Consider the following 19,774-nt stretch of genomic DNA (forward strand, 5'->3'; position numbering starts at 1 on the left):
TAGAAGCTATTTTAACATAATTTTGTAATTATTCTTAGTGCCATAAGTATTATTGAGCAACTCTAGTTTAATTGTCCATAAACCTTGAGTTTATCTGTTTTGGCTGGATAAAAAACCATTACAATTATTGTAATGGTTTTTATATTCTATGCTGTCTTTTCAAATTTACGATGTTTAAGGGTAAATACAACATCTGATGCTTTGGCAACTTCATTTTCGTGAGTAACCAGAATCACAATTTTATTATCTTTATGAGCAATTTCTTTAAAGAGTTCAACAATTTGGGCTGTTGTTTCTTCATCGAGATTCCCTGTGGGTTCGTCAGCAATAATTATCTCATGATTTAAAACTAATGCTCTAGCGATGGCCACTCTTTGTTGCTGACCACCTGAAAGTTTACTGACAGGTTTATAAATTAGGTCTGTGCTCAATCCTACTTTATTCAACGCTTCTTCTATTGCTGCTTTTTCATTTTCAAATTTTACTGACGAGATTTTTACGGCTGTTTTGACGTTGTCATAAGCACTCATGTAGGTCAGTAAGTTATAAGCTTGAAAAACGGTACTTACTGTTTTTTTGCGATAATTTGTTAAATTACTTGATTTAATTGCTTTATCATCAAAAGACATACTTCCAGATTTTGGTGTATCAAGTCCGGCAAGCAGGGAAAGAAAAGTAGTTTTTCCTGAGCCGGATTGTCCTAGAATGGCATACATCGTGCCTTTTTCAAAACTTTCTGTGACATCTTTAAATAGATAGTCATCGGGGTTGCTATAATAATAAGTTAAATTTTCAACTTTTAGAGTCATCTTTGCTCCTCTCATTTTAAAAATTTACTGACAAAATCTGGTGATTAATTTTTGATAAAAATTGAAGGCTGTCAGTAAATTATTAGACTGGTTCTTCTTAGAAATCAATTTGTTAAAACTTGTTTAGGATTCAATCTGAGAATTCCAATACTTGCTAGACCGACAGCGATTAGTGTAATCAAAATCGCAATAGCAACAAGAAGTAAAATTTCACTGACAGAAGTTTTAATATTCAATTTTTCAAGTGCTTTTGCTTCAGAAGCTGATTGTCCAAAGCCAATTGCTCCACCTGCACGCCCCATAAATCCGCCAGCATTTCCTGATGGTCTTTGACCTTCGGTTTTGCCTCCATTTGCTCCTGGAGCTCCTTGCATGTTGCTTGTGCTTGCCGTTGTCTGCGTTGTTTCTTGTTTTAAAAGTTGTTGTCCAACGACATTTCCTACTACATTTCCAGCAGCTGATGCAATACCAACCGAAACAATCATAACCATGAAGAGTTCAAAGAAAAATTGACCAATAATTTTGAGTTTTGATTCTCCAAGACTCATCAGAACACCAATTTCAAAACGACGTTCGCGAACCATGAGCATCACGATAAGCGCTAAGATAATTGCTCCAGCAATTGCTACAATGAGTACAATATTTCTAGCAAAACTTGCAACATTATTCAATGATGATTTTACATTTTGATAAGCTTGGTCATTTTTAGAAACTTGGAAATTACTGTCATTAACTAATTTATTAGCAGCTTTTACAAAAGTATCTGCTTGTGCAGGATTTTCCATGCTGTAAGTTGCATTTGATACTTTGCCAGTCGTACCTTTGATAGAATTTGCTACAGAAAGTGCAGTATACATTGTATTCATGTATTGAATTGAGCTTTCTGTCGAGCTACTTGTTGTTGTATAGATACCAACAACAGTCATTTTATATGTTTTGTCATTACTATCTTTGATTGTGAAAGTTGAACCCACTTTTAATGAGTTTTGGCTAGCAAGGGTTGATTCAATGACAACATTGTTCGTCCCCTCATCTGAAGCCTTAATTGCGCGTCCAGAACTAATCTTATAAGAATCTGTGAAGCTTGTACTTGCCGCTAAATCATTTGTCCCACTGATTGTGAAATCCTCTTGGGAAGCTCCGCCCATTCCTCCTTCACGTCCACCAAATCCACCAGCTGCTTGCGTATCTGTTGATGAAATTGAAGAACTAGTACTTGTTGAAACTTTTTCAATACCAGAACTTGCTGATGCTTGAGCCTGATAAGTGAAACTTGCTGATTTTACACCATCAAGTTTGGCAATTTTTTCAGCAGTTGTTTCTGAAATCGTTGGTAAATCAATATTAAATCGTTTACCTGCTTCAGCAGTATCACTTGAACTGCTACTACTTGAACTTGATGTTGCACTATTTTGTGCTTCTTTGATAACATTTTGCATGTTAACAGAGAGTGATACGGTTGCTCCAGCTGATTTTTTAGCATTATCAATAGAAACATTAGCTGCACTATTAATAATTAATCCTGAAAGTACAAAAATTAAAATTGCTGAAAAGGCAACAATTAAAAGTATTGTCCGTCCAATTTTGGCTTTAGTGAAAAGCCATGCACGTCTTATAAAATCCATATTTTCCTCATTTCTGAGTCTTCTTCTGATAGACTCTTTTTTGTAAGTCGATTTTAAGCACGTCAGTCAATTTATTAAAAATAAAGACGGAAAGAATGATTGGCTCAACGTCCTTAAAAACCACTTGGTCCTTTATGCTGATGCAGTTCCACTTTCGTCACTACTTTCTTGTGTCGTTCCTGAATTACCTGACTGACTGTTAGAACCACCCGTAGTCGCACCGCTATTAGTGTCTGGACTACGTCCATTTTGTCCAAAGCGATTTTGCATTTGTTCTTGAAAATTATTTTTCTGCGATTGATTACTTTGACCCTTACCAATGAAAAAGCCACCTACTCCACCAACAATTAATGTTAGTAATGAAACAAAAATAATTTCTTTCCCCTTTAAAAGTTTAAGAACATTTTTCATTTTGGAATCCTTTCTTTTCTTGATAAATTGATTATAATTGTTAAAACTTAATTTCAACCCAAGTAAAACTTAAGCTTTTCTAAAAGCTAAATAATATTTTCTTGAGTATTCTGTCAGTAAAATATTAACTTTAAAAAATAAAAAAAGTCGCTCACAAGAGCGACTTTTCACTGACCATTCTGTCAGTAAATTTATTAATTAAAAAGCAAAGTAAATACAAAGCGCAATTACTGACAGCACTGCTGTAAATAACCAGAAGACAATGTCAATTTTCCATTCTGACCAACCAGCTGCTTTTCCAGAAAATCCACCCAGTTCAAAATGATGATGAATAGGAGTCATTCTAAAAATACGTTTACCACCTGTTTTCTTGAAATAAGCAACTTGTAGCATCACTGAAAGTGTTTCAATGACATAAACCGCACCAATTAAAAGCAAAGTCCATTCGGCATGAAGTAAGATTGAAACAATTGCAAGAAAACCACCCAAAGCCAAGGAACCAACATCACCCATGAAAATTTTTGCTGGTTTGTGATTGAAGACAAAGAATCCAAGCAAACCACCAATGACTGACAAGATAATCAACAAAACATCGTACTGTTGATGTGCTACTGCGATAACTGCATAAGCTGTCAGTGAAATCGCAACAGTGATTGAAGCAAGACCGTCGATTCCGTCAGTAAGATTGACCGCATTTGACCAACCCACAAGCCAAATAATAATGAAAATTGAAAAGAAAATCCCAATATTAAATTCCCAACTTAAAAGATGAATAATATGAGATTTTTCCCCATGACTGTAAATGAAATAGGAAACAATCCCAATTAAAATTTGAGCCAACATTTTTTGTTTGGCAGTCAAACCTTCATTAATTTGTTTGAATACTTTCAAAAAATCATCTAAGAAGCCAATGACAGCATACATGGCAAAGACCCACCACGCAGTAATGAAAGCTGGACTAAATTTGCCAAAAACCAAAGCGGCAATTAATGAAACTACTAAACTCACAACAACGAAGACAAAACCGCCCATTGTAGGAGTCCCAGCTTTACTAGCATGCTGTTTTACATCTTCAAGGGTTGGTTGCCCACCCAATTTTTTCTTGTGGAAGAACATAATGAAGCGAGGAATACCAATGATTGTTATAATCATTGTAATTACCGCCGCCACTATCCCATTCAATAACATTTTCTTCTCCTAATTTTTGAAGCTCCACATAGACTAGTGTCTGTGGAGCCTCAATTAATAATTTTTAATTTCCCATTTTAACAGTTAGAGTTTGACCTTTTTTAACATTGGTAGAAGTTTCGATACTTTGAGTCAAGACTTTATTTCCTGACCCTTCATAAGTTACTTTAATTCCAAACCAATTAGCCAATTGCTCAACTTCTTTTTTCGACCAATCATACATATCAGGCATCACCTGATCTTTATCATTCGTCAAAAGTAAAATTCGTGAATTTGCTGAAACTTTTTCACCTTCAGCAATCGATTGAGCAGTTACTTTTGCCCCTGTCCCGATAATAACCGGACTAAGGACAGTACGGCGTAAGCTATCAGCAGTATCTCCTGAATCTTTGCCTTTATAATTCTCAATGGTCACTTTGCCAGCTTTAGTATCAGTATCAGCACTAACTGATAAATCATTTTTCATTGCTTCAGCACTTGTTAACAATGGATTTGCCACTCGAGCAATATATTTAAGCGTCCAACTTTCTGTAGGAATTTTTACATTCATATAGAAAATAAAATCAGGATTCTTAGCAGGATACATCACAACAGCAGAGTAAAGGTAATCTTGAGAACCTGTCATATAACCACCCGTTGTTGAGGCAATTTGGGCCGTCCCCGTTTTAACCGCAGCCGGTTCACCATTGACCATAAATAAAGGACCAGCAGCAAGATTTTGCTCAGAATCGCCACTTGTTGAATAAGATGTTCCATAAACAGGGTCAGTATTTACTGTTAACATCAAATCACGCACACCACTTGCTGCATCATTAGAGACCGGATGTCCAACAACTTCTGCTTTAGAAGTCAAACTTGTTTTTGTATTCGGATCTACTACTTTGCTGACAATATGTGGCTCAAGCATTGTTCCATTTCCAGCAATAGCCGTCCAACCTCTAATCAATTGAAGTGGAGTAACCGCAACCCCTTGACCAAATGAAGATTGAATTTGCGAAACGGCATTTGATGAAGGAAGGGCTCCCGGATTTTCACCATCTAAACCGGCTCTTACTTTAAGACCAAATTTAAATTTATTAAGATAACTTCCCCATAAAGCATCTCCCATGTTCATTTCAATTTTACTCATCCCAATATTTGAAGATAAAGCAAAACCTTGAGCATAGGTTACTGTTTCTGGCAAAGTATAACTTTTATTTTCTGTTACATCCCAGTCATTAATCGTTGTATCATAAACTTGAAGTTTCCGTTGGTAAGTTTCATTAAGATTTACTTTTCCACTATCAAGCGCTCCAGCCATCAAGAAAGTTTTAAATGTTGAACCCGGTTCAAAGGCTGATTGTGAGAGTAAACTGTTCCAAGTGAAATACTTTTGTTTCTCAGCAGCATTGATCGTTGTTGCCGTATAGGTTGGACGTTGACTTGTTGCTAAAATCTCACCGGTATGAGCATCAACTAAAGTTCCTGAAAGTTGTTGTGCTCCAGTATCCGTAGCCGCTTTGTCCATATATCCTTCAAGATTTCTTTGAAGTTGTGCATCAAGTGTAGTATAAACGTCTTGACCATTTTTAACAGGTTCAATGACTTTAGTTGTTCCTGGAATTGGGCGACCATAGATATCTTTTTGATAAGTTTCTTTACCATTTTCACCACTCAAAACATTATTGAAGGCTTTTTCCAAGCCCATATCACCCTTGAGAGCTTGAGTACCATTTTCATCTTTAGGACGAGCAATACCAATAAATTGAGAAGCAAAATTTCCAAAAGGATAAGAACGAGAAATATTTGCCGTGAAACCAAGTCCAACAATTTTTTCATTCTCAGCCGCTTTTTGAATCTCTTTCATTTTTTCAAGAGAGATATCACTACCTTTAGGGCCAAATTGAACTTGTTTCAATTTAGAATTGAGCTGCTTTTTAATTAAATCGCGGTCAATTCCAAGTTTACTATTTAAGAAATCTTCAACTTTGGTAAAATCTTTCTTATCAATATAAAGAGGATTTCCATTTGAATCAACCTGTGTTTTATCAATTACAGCATAAATTGTATAGGTACTTGAGTCTACCGCAATGGCCGCACCTGTACGGTCATATATTGTTCCACGCTTCGCCTGAACCGTTACTGTGCTTTGATAGTTGCTCTTGGCCATCGTTGTAAGATTGGTTCCACCGACATGATTGACGGTAATTAGCCAGACAAAACGAAATATAAAAACCGTAAACAGCGCAATAGCTAGGAAAAACAGGCTCTTACCTACTCGTTTACGATTTCTTTCTGTACTCCAATTCGTTTTTCGGGCATTTCGTGATACTTTTCTAAAAGGAAAGAAAATTAGTTTTTTTAAAAATTTTATCATTTCGTTGCTTTCAATACATTAGAAGGATTTTGTTTTAAATCAGCTTTATTCGCCGTATCAAGCACTTTAGTACCTGATGTTAAATCTAAAATTTGTTGATCATACTCAGTTTTTCGGGTTGTTTCTTGAGAAATTTTTGAACGTAAGTCCATTGTATTCCCTTGAACTTCAAGTGTCTTAGTTTTAACATAAAGTAGACCAACAGCCAACACTAAAGCAGCAACTACCATTGTCAGATAGAATACCTTTTCAACACCAGAAAACTTTTTAAACTTACTTGCCAGAACTTCTGGCGCTAAAGTTTCCGTATCAATGAGATAACTATCTTTTTTCGCCGCAGTTTCTATATCGAAGTATTCTTTAGGCTGTGCTGCCATCTTTGCCTCCACTCGTTTATCTTACTAAAGAAATTCAACTTACTCTCTTCACTATTGAAAAGAGAAAAGCTGAATATTGTTATTTCATTTATATAAGACATCCAAAAACAATCCTCAAGTGGGAAAACCCTCTTTATTAGACCAACTTGTTATTTGATTAATCTCTTTGTTTTTGCGCTACTCTTAATTTTGCACTGTGAGCTCGATTATTAAATTCGAGTTCTTCTTCGCTTGCAAGAACTGGTTTGCGATTAATCAATTTTAGTTTAGCTTCCATATCTTTAGGAAGCATCGGTAATCCCTTGGGAACATTAACTGTACTATATTCTTTGAAAATTGTTTTTGTTAAACGATCTTCTAAAGAATGGAAAGTAATTACCGAGATTCGACCATCAACTTTTAATAAATCAATGGCTTGTTCGATTGATTCTTCCGCTGCTCCAAGTTCATCATTTACTTCAATACGAATCGCTTGGAAAATGCGTTTGGCTGGATGCCCTTTTTTCTTGAGTTCTTTTTGAGGCAATGCAGATTTTATTAAATCTGCAAGCTCAATTGTTGTCTCAATAGGTTTAATTTTTCTTGCTTGTTCAATCTTACGAGCAATTTGTTTAGAGAATTTATCTTCGCCGTAGCGGAAAAAAATGCGAACTAATGCTTCGTAAGGATAATCATTTACAACTTCATAAGCAGAAAGAGTTTGATTTTGGTCCATCCGCATGTCTAATCTTGCCTCTTTTTTATAAGAGAAACCTCGTTGACTATCATCGAATTGTGGGCTGGAAACTCCTAAATCATAAAGAATTCCATCAATTTTCGTGACTCCTAATTCAGCTAAAGCTGATTTAAGATAGCGAAAATTACTTTTAATCAATGTTACTTTATCTTCTGCAAGTTGCTCACTTAAGCGTACTTTTGCGTTTTCATGAGCAGTTTCATCCTGGTCAAATGAATAAAGATGACCATTAGTCAGTTTACTAAGAAGATACTCACTATGTCCTGCGCCACCTAGTGTCGCATCAACATAAATTCCATTTGGCTTTACTTCAAGCATATCTACGGTTTCATGTAGTAAGACTGTATCATGCTTAAATGCTATTGTTTTTGGCAAGAGCGCCGTCCTCCTTGTATACTTACAGTTTATTATATCACTTTTTTTCTATTTTTGTAGTAGTTTACATGATTATGTAACGATTTTTTTAATAAAAAGGCTTACATGAACTGCATTTGCATCTATTACTGGCTTCTTTGATGTCAATTCAATTTACAAGTTGTGTAAACATGACTTTTTATAGTTTAACAATTAATACTAAAAATAGACTGAAATTAATCAGTCTATTTTTTCAAATAAAGAATTTTTTTTATTCGTTTTTAATTCTCCTGTCGCCATTACTTCTACAAGAATTAAACTCAATACTGCAATCATTACTAGTAAAAATAAGAGATATTGAACTAATTGATAGTGACCGGTTGTATATGTTATTTTTAATGTCTTCGTGAACATTTGATAGAAAATTAATATTCCACTTGTTCCACCTAACAAAAGTGATAATCCTAAATTACTCAAACCAGCATCTCTTAAGCGTCTTACATGAATCGTAAGTTGTGGGAAAAATGTTCCTAAGATAAATAGGAAAAAGAATAAACGCAAGACCATACTACCAATAAAATTATAGCCAAACATTATTTGTTCAAATTGATTGAAAAGATAGATTAAAAACAGAAAAAGAATAACGGTCAATCCCCAAAACAGTTGCATCCACCAAAAATTTCTTCTTGTCGTTCTTCCGCGAAATTCAAAGTAATTTTTAAAATAGTCCTTGAATATACCTGATAATGTCTTTGTCTCTGGTAAATTATTAAATTCTTGAGAAGAATTAATCTCGTATTCCTTGAATTTTAAAGCTCTAGGCGAACTTGGAAATAGGTTAAGTATCAAGAGCACAAGAGTTCCTAGACCAAGGATAAAATTAAGAAAAATAAGTCCCCAAGGTAAATCTGCATCATTCAATCTCCGAACAGTTAGAGCAATGAAGGACAATAAACTTCCAAAGAAATATAGATTAAATATTAATTGAAAGAATGAAGCAAAAGTTTGCCATAAAGTCGTTAGTTGATAAAAATCTAGTAGATTAAAGAAATGATAAGCTTTAAACAAGATGACAAATATTATGATATGAGTTAATAAGGCTGACCAAAAATCTTTACGACTAGTTTTTTTATTGAAAGTGAAAGCTCCCAGCCAAAATTTTTTATAAGCTTGAACCATATTTTACCTCTCTATTTTTTTAATTATTCATAAGTTCTTGAATCATCTTCTTCGTCAATGCCATATTTGGTTGGAAAAAGGCAAAGAATATAAATAATGAAATTGATAAATCCAACAAAATAACCCATTTTTGCTAGAAGATCTTGATGAATAAACATTGTAACCAGCCCATAAATTGCAGCTACTCCAAAAACAAGAGCAATCCACCAAGGAAACCTAGCATCACGTAAACGACGAGCTGTCAAACTGATATTAGGAACAAGAATAGCTAGACCAATGAGAGCTGTAACAATAACTATTACTAATGCTCCACCCGTGGGGTTGGCATATAAGTCTGTCACCTGTTGAATAATTTCTTTTTGTGATAAAGTTGCAGATTGGCTCATTATTTTCCCAGCTTTAGGGATTGTCACCATAAAGTTTAAAATGCTGAGAATCGCAAATATGATTGAATTAGTCAAGAAAACCCACCAATAATCCGAACGATTTGAATAAGATTTTAAATCTCCTGCTTTTTTCCAATATTTGATGTATGCTTTAATCATTGTTATTCCTCTTTACTTATAATATTATTTACTGACAGAAGGTCAGTTATTTATTCCAAACTTTTTTATTAAGTAAACTCATATTTTTATTAAAAGATTATTTAAACATTTTTTCAATATTTTTATCTGGAATCACCCACATTGAAAAAATTAAGGCTGAACCAACAAGCATGATTACTGGAGCTATAAAATAACCTAATAAAATGCTGACAATATTGAGCACAACACTTAGGATATTTTTTCTAATCGTTGTCTCAGACGTTTTACGATGTCCATTGATTTTCAATAATTCTCTTGTCAAAAGTAGATAAATAAAATTCCCGAAGAAAAAGATAATCACATAGCCTACTTCTGGGATAAATGAATTAGGATAGATTGATACCCAGTTAGAAAAAATAGGAATAAGTGATAAGACAAAAAGAAAACTAATATTTATCCATAGAACTTTTCCATTAATTCTTTTGATGCTTTGAAAAAGATGATGGTGATTGACCCAGTAAATAGCCAGTATAAAAAAACTTACAAAATAGACACCCAGATGCGGAAGTAAAGCAATAAAACTTTGCAAGCTATCTGAATCTGGACGGACTAATTCTAAAACTAAGACAGTCATGATAATTGCGATGACAGCATCCGTAAATGCTTCTAAACGTGTTTTACTCATTTTTAACTCCTAAATTATAAAATACGACTTCAGTTTTTAAATTACAAACCTCTCCTTTCAGTACTATGGTTGATATCTCATTATAACATATTGAGTTTAATTCATAAAAGAACTTTAACAGAAGTTCTTAATGGTAAAAAATCTAATTTTACTTCATAATATCTCCTTTGGAGATAAAAAGCCCCAATAAATTGAGGCTTCAAATTTATAATAAAAACGCCCTTATCTTATATAGGAGAAGGCGTTTTTATCTATGGCTCTCTGACTTGGAAGTTGGCACATAGTATATAAAGATATTTTAGCCTTTTTCAAAAGGCTTGTCAGTAACATTTGCTAACAAATCAAAGAAATTTATCTATAATTAGTTTTTTTAATTTATTTTTTTATCTTTTGATTTCTAAGAATTTGGATCAGCATTTCGCATAACATACAGATTATTCCCGCACAGGCACCAACAATACCTACGAACAAGAAAAAATAATTTTGATTATAATGCCCATAAATTGAAAAAACAAACAGACCAAAATGATTAAAATCCAAATTTTATTTACTTTCACATATACTCCAATATTTTTAATAGTGTAACTACAATTTAATTTTAACATTTATTATTTTCGGTTTATACACATTTGTGGTTGCAATTTTACACTAATTACGATTTTGTCATCTAAAAGATAAAAAATCCTGATTAAAAATCAAGATTTTTTCTTAATAATATTCGATTTATTTGCTCAATAAACGTTTAGCCTGAGCTAAGGCTTCTTTAGTTAAATCTTCACCAGCAAGCATTTTCGCAATTTCATTTACTCTTTCTTCAGCGTTTAATTTTCTAACTGTGGAAGTAGTAATGTCATCGGTTGAAGCTTTTTCAATATAAAATTGTCTGTCGGCAATGGCCACAACTTGCGGAAGGTGAGAAATTGCAAGAACTTGCCCATGTCTAGCAATTTTATATATTTTATTAGCAATCGCTTGAGCAACACGGCCAGAAACGCCAGTATCGACCTCATCAAAAACAATGGCTGTTTTATTTTCACGTCTTGAAAAGCTTGATTTTATAGCGAGCATTAAACGTGAAAGTTCACCACCCGAAGCTGTTTTTGCCAGCGGTTTAAATCCTTCTCCCGGATTGGTTTGAATAAAGAATTCAACATGCTCATTCCCGTTTGCTGAAAATTTTGCCCCTTCAAAACTAACTTTGAAATCAGCTTTTTCCATATAAAGCTCAGAAAGTTCGTGTTTAATATCTTTTTCAACTTCTTTGGCAATTTTATGGCGCGCTTCATTAAGTTTTTTACTTGCTTCAATGAGTTGAACTTGTGCAACTTTAACTGTATTTTCTAGATTTTCTGAGTCATTTTCTGAACCCGTCAGTTCTGAGAGTTCAAGTTGGACTTTCTCTAAATAGTTCATCACATCGGACAGTTCTGGGCCATATTTTTTCTTCAAAGTGGTCAAGGTCATAATCCGGTCTTCAATTTGTAAAAGTTCAGCTGGATTAAATTCTAAATCACTCATGATTCTTTGAATTTGATTAGCAACTTCTTCTAATACATAATAACTTTCAGCTGTCTTGTCAGCAAGCTCTTGGTAGTCATTATCAAAGTTACTAATTTTATCCAATTCTGTCATTGTTGTTCGGATATTATTAAGACTTGAATAATCATTATCTTCATCATCAAGCGCTAGATAAGCACTACTAAGCGAATCAGCAATATTTTTAATATTATTTAACTTTTCTCGGCGATTAACTAATTGTTCATCTTCTTCAAGATTAATTTCCGCCGCTTCAATTTCTTCAGCCTGAAATTGAAGGATTTCAATTCTTTGAGCAAATTCTTGCTCATTTTTTTGTCGTAAATTGAGCTGTTGACGCAAATTTTTGAAGTTTTCAAATTTGAGTTTGTAATTATTTTTTATCTGATCAAAGGCTTCGTCACCAAATTCATCAAGTAAACGAAGATGGCTTTTCGGATTCATCAATTCTTGGCTATCGTGTTGACCATGAATATCAACTAATAATTCACCCACTTGTCTTAGCGTAGCTAAATTAACCATTTGACCATTGATTCGACAAACGGAACGACCATTAGCAAAAATCTCACGTCTTAAAATAATTTCAGAATCTACTTCTTCAAAGCCAAGTTCTAATAATACCGTCTTCAATTCTGGAGTTTTATCAAAGAAAAAGAGACCTTCTATTTCGGCTTTGTTTGCCCCATGTCGCACAAAATCACTCGAAGCACGGCCACCTAATAATAAAGACATTGCATCAATAATTATTGATTTTCCCGCACCAGTTTCCCCAGTTAAAATCGTCATTCCGCTCTCAAAGGATAGATGAATTTCTTCAATAATTGCAAAATTTTTGATTGAAATCTCTTGTAACATCAAAATTTCCTTTCTCAAAAATAAATGACAAGGCTATCAGTAACCTAATAACCTTATCTTTCCTACTTATATTCTTTTTTTACTGACAGCTATTAATTCGCTCAAAATATTCAGCAGAATTTTGTCACAATATCTTGTCAGTAAATTTAAAATTCTGTCAGTAAATTATAAAGATTTTTAGCATCTTCTTCCATTTCAAAAATAACTAAAGCACTATCATCATCAATAATGATTGAAAAAATATCATCGCTATATTCTTCCAAAAGATAATTTTTCACAAGACTTGTTGTCCCTGGATTAGCAAGAATCCAGAGCATATTATCTTTGATTTTTGTTCCCGTAATTGCATCAAAAGCTAAGGCTTTATGAAGGCTTGACTGTAAAACTTCCTTGTTTTTTGGTAAATCATAACGATAACCACCAGATTCAGCTGGCACCTTGATTAGGGCAAGTGATTTAATATCGCGGGAAACGGTCGCTTGAGTAACGTCAATTCCATGAGTTAAGAGGGTATTCACAAGTTCTTCTTGCGTTTTAATTTCGTTTTCACGGATAAATTGAGCAATAAAGTTTAATCGGTCTTCTCTTTTCATAGTTCTTCACTTTCTTTTTGTAAAACTGATTCAATATTAACCTGCTGAGCAATTTCTGCTTTTCCATCTTTAAGTAAATGGACAAGAAATTCAACGTTTCCAGCCCCACCCTTGATTGGCGAAAAGGTCAAACCTTTTACTGAAAAACCAAGTTGAGTGGCTGTTTTTAAAACTTTTTCAATAGTCATTTGGTGAACTTTAGGGTCACGAATAATCCCATTTTTTCCGACTTGTTCACGTCCCGCTTCAAACTGCGGTTTAATAAGAGCTGCTACTTCGCCATTTTCTTCCAAAATTTCATAAAGTGGCGGTAGAATTAAATCTAAAGAAATAAAACTAACATCTATACTAGTAAATGACGGTCTTCCTTGTTCAAAGTCAGCTAAAACAGCATTTCGGAAATTAAATTGTTCCATAACGACAACGCGTTCATCTGAACGAATTTTCCAAGCCAATTGATTGGTTCCAACATCTAAAGCATAGACTAATTTGGCACCATTTTGAAGCATTACATCAGTAAAACCACCAGTTGAAGAACCAATATCAAGACAAGTTTTTCCATTAATTTCTAAATGGAATTCTTTAAGAGCCTTTTCTAATTTTAACCCTCCTCGACTAACATATCTTAACTTTTCACCTTTAAGACGAAGTTCTGTTCCATCATCAATTTTCTGACCAGGTTTATCGTAACGCTCTCCTGATTTACTATCAACAACTAGACCAGCCATTACTCCTCTTTTGGCTTGCTCTCGTGTTTCAAACAAACCTTGATTCGTGGCAAGTACGTCAATTCTTTCTTTCATGTAGATCTTTCTTTATAGTAATTATACGTATTTTTCTTAGAAATGTAACTAATAATTTCTTTTTATATTTCTATTTTTTTTATTTCACTTCCAATTGCTCAATAATTTTAAAAATTTCAGAGCTGTCAGTAACTGATAAGTCTGTCAGTAATTTTTTAACTTCTGACAAATTTCCTGTCAGTGATTTTTTTGCTCCCTCAAGTCCTAAATGAGCAACATATGTTGATTTTTCCTCTAAAATATCCTTACCTGGTGTTTTTCCAAGCTCAGCAAAAGTTGCTGTGACATCTAAAATATCATCTCGAATTTGAAAAGCCAATCCTAAAATTTGTCCCACTTGACGAAGTTTTTCAACTTCATCCGTTGATTTTTGAGCAACAATTCCAGCAGCTACAAAAGGAAAAGTTAAAAGTCGCCCAGTTTTCAAGCGATGAATCTGCTCAATTTCAGCCAATGTCAACTCTTTTCCTTCACCAGCCATATCCAAGATTTGACCCGCAACCATTCCATAAGAACCTGAAGCAAAGGCCAATTCACGCGTCAACGCTACTATTATTTCTGCGGATAAATCAGCAGTTGAAAGGATAAAGAAAGGGTCAAAAAATAAAGTATCACCAGCTAAAATTGCAGTTGCCTCGTCAAATTTCTTGTGATTAGTTAACTGCCCTCGACGATAATCATCATTATCCATTGCTGGTAAGTCATCATGGATTAAAGAACCCGTATGAATCATCTCAAGTGCGGCTGCCACATGATAATGAGCCTTACTCAATTCTAAATCAAAAGCCTCTAATAGGTTTAAAAAAAGGAGGGGGCGAATTCGTTTACCGCCTGCCAATAAAGAATATTTTGCTGATTCGGCTAAGCCAGTTGGAAATTCAGCGCTTTCATAAAATTCAGTTAAAAAGTCTTCTAACTTTAGTATCTTCGTATCCATTACCCTAATTATACCAAAATTCACGGCTAAAAACCGTGATGATTTGAGGAAATTTTTTTATTTTTTAAATCCACTCCATTTTTATAAGTGAGCCTTTTGCTCATTCATTGCTAATACTCTTGTAATATTTTCACTCGTTCGCTCAACGTTCTTTGCGCCGTCAGCCAAGGCATCTGACAAAGATTGTGCTTGACTCAAAACACCAAAAATAGCGGTCATTCCTTCGTCATAAAGAACCTCTGCTCCATCCCCAATATATCCTGCCAAAGCAAAGCAAGGTTTCTTGTATTTTTTAGCAATTTTACAGACGCCATAAGGTGCTTTACCAAATTTTGTCTGATAATTCATTCCACCTTCACCTGTAAATACATAATCAGTTTCTTTAATTTTATCTTCTAAGTATATTGTTTGTGCAACAAGCTCAATTCCTAATTGCATTTTTGCATTGGTAAAAGCAAGCAAACCTGCTCCCAAACCACCTGCTGCGCCGGATCCCGGTTTATTTTTAACATTTATTCCCAGATCATTATGAACAATTTCTGCATAATGCTTCAAGTTTTCATCCAATATTTTGACCATTTCCTCAGTTGCTCCCTTTTGTGGTCCAAAAACATAAGAAGCGCCATTATTTCCGGTTAAAGGATTGGTGACATCAGTAGCAATTAATATTTCAATTTCATCTACTCTTGGGTCAAAATCACTCATATCAATTGTTCTGACTTCTTTAAGGAAAGCTCCACCAAGTGGAATTTCTTCTTGGTCCTTATTTAAAAACCTAGCTCCCAAAGCACGAGCCATTCCAGAGCCACCATCATTAGTCGCACTTCCACCAATGCCAATGATGATTTTATCTACTCCTTCATCCATTGCAGCCTTAATTAATTGCCCTGTTCCATAGGTTGATGTAATCAATGGATTTCTATCTTCCAAAGCAACCAATTCCAGACCATTTGCCTTTGCCATCTCAATGACCGCCGTATTTGAGTTTCCCAAAATACCAAAATAGGCCTCTACATTTGTATTTGCAAATGAACCTTGTACTTTTTTATATACCCGTCGTCCACCCGTTGCATCAATCAAAGCATCTGTTGTCCCCTCACCACCGTCAGCCATTGGCATAGAAATTATTTCAGCTTTAGGAAAAACTTTTTTAATTCCTTTTTCCATTGCTTGACAAACTTCCAGCGCACTCAAACTTTCTTTGAAAGAATCTGGCGCTAATACAAATTTTTTCTTCATTTAATCTACTCTTTCTATAAAAGACTTGACCATAACTCTATCTACTATTAGTATATAATAAATAAGATTGATATTAGAATAATAGGCTTTTTTGTCAGTAAAATTTTGTTTAAAATAAAAAACCTTGAAAAATCAAAGGTTTTTTATTTTAATAGTCTTTCTGTTCCGGAGAGAAATCACTCTCCTGATCATTTTTTCCAACTATTTTTACTAATGTTTCTTCCGCTTCATTGAGTGTTTTTTTCAAAGTTTCCGAAATTTTCATTCCTTTTTGAAATTCAGCAATAGCATCTTCCAACGCTACATCACCAGATTCCAACTTACGAACAATATTTTCTAACTCTGCCAAATTATCTTCAAATTTTACATCTTCTTTTTTGGTTGCCATTATTTTACCTCCACTATTACTTTTCCGTCAGTCAATTCAACATCTAAAGTCTGACCTTTTTTCACATCACTTACGGATTTAATAATCTTTCCCTTTTCGTCAGTAACGAGGGAAAAACCACGCGCTTTTATTTTCGAGATATCTAATAAAAGTAAAGACTGATAAAGTTGCTCCGTCTTATTCTTTTTAGCTTCAACTATCTTTCCGTAAGTCGGAATTAATTTCCCAGCTGACAGCTCATAACGGTGTTTCATATTTGCAACTTTATTTTCCGTCAGCACTGACAAACGTTCACACAGACGGTCAAGTTTTTGTAAGTGTCCATCGTACAAGCGTTCTGGCTGTCTAAAAACGATTGACTGGCTTAATTTATCTACTCGTTCACGCCTTATTTTAATTAAATGTGTTAAGCGGTTAAAAAGTCGTTTTTCCTGCTCATTCGCCCAATTTATTAAATCAACCTTCGTATTTGGTGTTGCTAATTCGGCTGCCGCTGTTGGAGTCGCTGCACGACTATCAGCAACAAAATCAGCTAAAGTCACATCTGTTTCATGTCCAACCGATGAAATAATTGGAATACGTGATTCAAAAATTGCTCGAACCACAATTTCTTCATTAAATCCCCATAAATCTTCGATAGACCCACCACCACGACCAATAATCATGACATCAAAATCACCACATTGATTAGCTCGACGGATATTTCCAGCAATTTCTTCAGCCGAACCTTGTCCTTGAACTTTTGTCGGATAAAGAATGATTTGACTCATCGGAAAACGACGTTGAACCGTCGTAATAATATCCCGAATGACCGCTCCTGACGGGCTAGTTACCACAGCTATTTTCTTAGAAAATTGTGGCAAAGTTTGTTTCCAACGTTGTTCAAATAGCCCTTCAGCAGTCAGCTTTTTCTTCAACTGTTCAAACTTAACCGCAAGAGCTCCAACGCCATCTGGAACTAAACTTTCAATATTTATAGAATAAGAGCCAGAAGGTGGATAAATACTGATTCGACCGACAGCCAAAACTTTCATCCCCTCTTCTAATTCAAAGTCTAATTTGCGAAATTGTCCCGCCCACATCGTAGCTTGAATCACAGCGCCCTCATCTTTAAGTGCAAAATATTGATGATTTGGTCTTCTTCTAAAATTTGAAATTTCTCCTGTCAAATAAACCCGTTCAAGATATGGATCACGGTCAAATTTCGCTTTTAAATATTTTGTTAAGGTTGATACTGATAAATATTCTGTCATTCCCTCACTCTTTAGTTCTCAATTAATCTTTTACTAATCATTCTGTTAGTAAAATTTCTACTGCTAAAATCGAAAAAAAGTAAAAAGTTTATCTTCAAAAAACTTCTAACTTAAAAATAAGTCTTTAGAAATTACTATAAACTTAGTTACTCTTTTATTAATTAACTATTTATTTTCATTCATTTTTCTACTTGCTGCACGAACTGTCTGTTCCATAAGCATTGTAATCGTCATCGGACCAACTCCACCAGGAACGGGAGTAATCAAACTTGCAACATCTTTTACTTCATCAAAATCAACATCGCCATGAAGTTTTCCATCTTCATCACGGTTCATCCCAACATCAATTACAACTGCCCCTTTTTTGACATCCTCAGCTTTAATCATCCGGTCACGGCCAATAGCAACCACCAAAATATCCGCTTCCTTAGTCAATTCGCGCAAGTTTTCTGTTTTTGAATGAGCAATTGTCACAGTAGCATCAGCCATCATTAATAATTGCGCCATTGGTTTTCCGACGATATTTGAACGACCAATCACAACTGCACGTTTACCAGAAAGTTCCACATCATATTCTCGGAACATTTCCATTATACCGGCTGGAGTTGAAGGAATCATCAAAGGATTTCCAGACCACAAACGTCCCATATTCATTGGGTGAAAACCATCCACATCTTTTTCTGGATCAATAGCTAGTAAAACCTTTTCTTCAGAAATATGTTCTGGCAATGGCAATTGTACCAAAATACCATGCCATTGTTCTGACTGATTATACTGTTCAATTAAATCTAACAGTTCTTGTTCCGACACAGTTTCTGGTAGACGAACCACACTAGAATTTAAACCAATTGCTGTGGCTTGTCGTGCTTTATTTCGGACATAAATTTGACTCGCAGGATCTTCGCCCACAAGAATAACGGCAAGACCTGGAACATTGTCCGCTTCTTTTAATTTATCGACTTTAACTTTCAACTCAGCTTGCATTTTAGCAGCAAGTGCTTTTCCATCTATCAAGTTCATAGAACTATTATACCATAAGCTAACATTCATCCTCTAATCATCATCATTCCTTTTTCTTTCTTTATTTTAAATTGTTCGTAATTTTTAATAAAGGAATAATTCCAAATTAAAAAGAAACTTCTTTCCAAAGAAAAGAAGTCCTTAATTAAAATATACTACTCAAAACCTTTTTTTATATTTAACTTTTCCAATAGTTAACGTTGCCACTAATCCCAATCCCAATTCTGCTAATACTAAACTTAAATCATCATCAGCACCTGTTTTGGGAAGCTCTTCTTTCGTTACAGTTGGTACAAGTTGCAAGCTCATTGCGCTTAATGAACTTGAAAGACTTGGACTACTTGATACCTTAGAAATTAAAGTCGAAACTTTTGCTTCATTTGAAGATAAATTTGAGTGACTCAAGTTATTTAGTTTCACTTCTGAAGTATACGAACTATTTGAAGTTAGACTTGAGCCATTTTTATCATTAGATTGTAAATTTGGATTAGTCAACATACTTGAAGATGTTGTTGAACCACTTGACTCAGATGAAGTCAAACTTGCACTACTTGATTCATTTGAACTCAGACTCGAATGACTTGAATTTTCAGAAGATGAACTTGTAGTACTAGTTTGACCAGTGTTTGAATTTGAATCACTTGTCCCACCAGAACTTGTCATACTACTTTCGCTTGAACTTAAGCTTGAAGCACTTGAACCTTCTGAGCTTGAACTTGAGCTATTTACTCCAGCTGAACTCGATTGACTTGAGTCTACCGAAGATGAACTGCCAATACTACTTTCACTGGAATTTGAACTTGAAGCACTTGAACCTTCTGAGCTTGAACTTGAGCTATTTACCCCAGCTGAACTTGACTGACTCGAGTCTACCGAAGATGAACTGGCAACACTACTTTCAATGGA

18 protein-coding genes and 1 pseudogene are annotated in these 19,774 nt (G+C 34.5%); all 19 read right to left on the reverse strand.

Translation table 11 applies throughout. The features are described 5' to 3' along the window. Positions 1-146 precede the first annotated feature (146 nt). Positions 147-809 (reverse strand): ABC transporter ATP-binding protein, encoded by a 663-nt coding sequence (locus tag HFD15_RS06985; RefSeq protein ID WP_012897517.1) that lies wholly within the window; start codon positions 807-809, stop codon positions 147-149. A 104-nt stretch (positions 810-913) separates the two neighbouring features. Beyond that, the gene (locus tag HFD15_RS06990; protein WP_058208311.1) at positions 914-2,434 is read right to left on the reverse strand and encodes an ABC transporter permease; all 1,521 of its coding nucleotides are present in this window, start codon (positions 2,432-2,434) and stop codon (positions 914-916) included. Positions 2,435-2,566: 132 nt separating this feature from the next. After that, positions 2,567-2,845: a hypothetical protein gene (locus HFD15_RS06995; RefSeq protein WP_167593340.1), complete on the reverse strand. Its 279-nt coding sequence runs from the start codon at positions 2,843-2,845 to the stop codon at positions 2,567-2,569. A 198-nt stretch (positions 2,846-3,043) separates the two neighbouring features. Further along, complete coding sequence (gene mraY / locus HFD15_RS07000; protein WP_010905599.1) at positions 3,044-4,033, reverse strand: phospho-N-acetylmuramoyl-pentapeptide-transferase; 990 nt, start codon at positions 4,031-4,033, stop codon at positions 3,044-3,046. A gap of 64 nt (positions 4,034-4,097) precedes the next feature. Next, positions 4,098-6,389 carry a penicillin-binding protein gene (locus tag HFD15_RS07005; RefSeq protein ID WP_058208310.1) on the reverse strand — a complete coding sequence of 764 codons (2,292 nt, stop codon included), beginning with the start codon at positions 6,387-6,389 and terminating at the stop codon, positions 4,098-4,100. Further along, entirely contained in the window at positions 6,386-6,766 is a 381-nt protein-coding gene (locus tag HFD15_RS07010; protein WP_003131357.1) for a cell division protein FtsL, read from the reverse strand. Before HFD15_RS07010 ends, HFD15_RS07005 begins: the two co-directional genes overlap by 4 nt. A gap of 157 nt (positions 6,767-6,923) precedes the next feature. Further along, the gene (gene rsmH, locus HFD15_RS07015; protein ID WP_010905597.1) at positions 6,924-7,877 is read right to left on the reverse strand and encodes a 16S rRNA (cytosine(1402)-N(4))-methyltransferase RsmH; all 954 of its coding nucleotides are present in this window, start codon (positions 7,875-7,877) and stop codon (positions 6,924-6,926) included. A gap of 219 nt (positions 7,878-8,096) precedes the next feature. Continuing rightward, on the reverse strand, positions 8,097-9,035 hold the full coding sequence (locus HFD15_RS07020; RefSeq protein ID WP_167593341.1) for a DUF805 domain-containing protein: 939 nt from the start codon (positions 9,033-9,035) through the stop codon (positions 8,097-8,099). 23 nt (positions 9,036-9,058) lie between these two features. Then, positions 9,059-9,580, reverse strand: a complete 522-nt coding sequence (locus HFD15_RS07025) for a DUF805 domain-containing protein (protein ID WP_003131354.1) — start codon at positions 9,578-9,580, stop codon at positions 9,059-9,061. Positions 9,581-9,677: 97 nt separating this feature from the next. Then, positions 9,678-10,244 (reverse strand): TMEM175 family protein, encoded by a 567-nt coding sequence (locus HFD15_RS07030; RefSeq protein WP_058208308.1) that lies wholly within the window; start codon positions 10,242-10,244, stop codon positions 9,678-9,680. Between the two features lie 723 nt (positions 10,245-10,967). Then, positions 10,968-12,635: a DNA repair protein RecN gene (recN, locus tag HFD15_RS07035; RefSeq protein WP_039115035.1), complete on the reverse strand. Its 1,668-nt coding sequence runs from the start codon at positions 12,633-12,635 to the stop codon at positions 10,968-10,970. 146 nt (positions 12,636-12,781) lie between these two features. After that, on the reverse strand, positions 12,782-13,228 hold the full coding sequence (locus HFD15_RS07040; RefSeq protein WP_003131351.1) for an arginine repressor: 447 nt from the start codon (positions 13,226-13,228) through the stop codon (positions 12,782-12,784). Then, positions 13,225-14,031, reverse strand: a complete 807-nt coding sequence (locus tag HFD15_RS07045; protein WP_015426159.1) for a TlyA family RNA methyltransferase — start codon at positions 14,029-14,031, stop codon at positions 13,225-13,227. Before HFD15_RS07045 ends, HFD15_RS07040 begins: the two co-directional genes overlap by 4 nt. Before the next feature lie 79 nt (positions 14,032-14,110). Further along, on the reverse strand, positions 14,111-14,968 hold the full coding sequence (locus HFD15_RS07050) for a polyprenyl synthetase family protein (protein WP_003131348.1): 858 nt from the start codon (positions 14,966-14,968) through the stop codon (positions 14,111-14,113). 81 nt (positions 14,969-15,049) lie between these two features. Continuing rightward, complete coding sequence (locus tag HFD15_RS07055; RefSeq protein WP_023189851.1) at positions 15,050-16,207, reverse strand: glycerate kinase; 1,158 nt, start codon at positions 16,205-16,207, stop codon at positions 15,050-15,052. Positions 16,208-16,355: 148 nt separating this feature from the next. After that, positions 16,356-16,595, reverse strand: a complete 240-nt coding sequence (locus HFD15_RS07060; RefSeq protein WP_003131346.1) for an exodeoxyribonuclease VII small subunit — start codon at positions 16,593-16,595, stop codon at positions 16,356-16,358. Next, positions 16,595-17,848 carry an exodeoxyribonuclease VII large subunit gene (gene xseA / locus HFD15_RS07065; RefSeq protein ID WP_167593342.1) on the reverse strand — a complete coding sequence of 418 codons (1,254 nt, stop codon included), beginning with the start codon at positions 17,846-17,848 and terminating at the stop codon, positions 16,595-16,597. Before xseA ends, HFD15_RS07060 begins: the two co-directional genes overlap by 1 nt. 165 nt (positions 17,849-18,013) lie before the next feature. After that, a complete protein-coding gene (locus HFD15_RS07070) occupies positions 18,014-18,868 on the reverse strand; it encodes a bifunctional methylenetetrahydrofolate dehydrogenase/methenyltetrahydrofolate cyclohydrolase (RefSeq protein WP_023189853.1) in 855 nt (284 codons plus the stop codon). 159 nt (positions 18,869-19,027) lie between these two features. Continuing rightward, a pseudogene (locus HFD15_RS07075) lies at positions 19,028-19,774 on the reverse strand (hypothetical protein); the annotation flags it as partial.

The sequence above is a fragment of the Lactococcus sp. EKM203L genome, from assembly GCF_011800585.1.
Taxonomy (GTDB): domain Bacteria; phylum Bacillota; class Bacilli; order Lactobacillales; family Streptococcaceae; genus Lactococcus; species Lactococcus lactis.